At 73.0% G+C, this 608-nt stretch carries 1 protein-coding gene; it reads left to right on the plus strand.

The features are described 5' to 3' along the window. The coding region (locus VQ02_RS33615) for a glycosyltransferase family 4 protein (RefSeq protein ID WP_048448623.1) at nt 1-608 on the plus strand (608 nt) is incomplete at both ends.

The following is a 608-nucleotide window of genomic DNA, read 5'->3' on the forward strand; positions in this document are numbered from 1 at the left end:
GAACGGCGGCTTCTACGACTATCCCGTCGCGGCGACCTGCCACCGGGTGCCGAACGGGCCGGCCTGCCTCGCCCACAACTGCGATTCGCGCACCTATCCGCGCAAGCTGATGCGCGTCGCCCGCCACGCCCTGATGCGCCGCACCGGTCTCGTCGAGGGCATCGACGCGATGATCACCATCAGCCGGCTGCAGCGGGAGGTGCTGGCGCCCCACCTGCCGGAGGGCCTGCGCTACTACGACGTGCCGAACCCTGTCGATGCCGAGCCCCTCGGACACAAGGCGGGGGCACCCGGCGACTTCGTCTTCGTCGGCCGCCTCTCGCCGGAGAAGGGCCCGGGCGTGTTCGCGGAAGCGGCGCGCCTTGCCGGCGCGCGGGCGGTCTTTGCCGGCGACGGGCCGCTGCGCGCGGAGCTGGAAGCCCGCTACCCAGAGACCCGCTTCCTCGGCTGGCAGAGCCCGGAGGAGGTGAGGGCGGTGCTGCGCAGCGCGCGCGCCCTGGTCTTTCCGTCCGTCTGGTACGAGGGCCAGCCCCTCACGGTGCTCGAATCCCTGGCACTCGGCACCCCGGTGATCGTCAGCGACGTCTGCGCCGGCCGCGAGGCCGTGC

Origin of the sequence: Methylobacterium variabile (assembly GCF_001043975.1) — a bacterium.
In the GTDB taxonomy this organism is placed as follows: domain Bacteria; phylum Pseudomonadota; class Alphaproteobacteria; order Rhizobiales; family Beijerinckiaceae; genus Methylobacterium; species Methylobacterium variabile.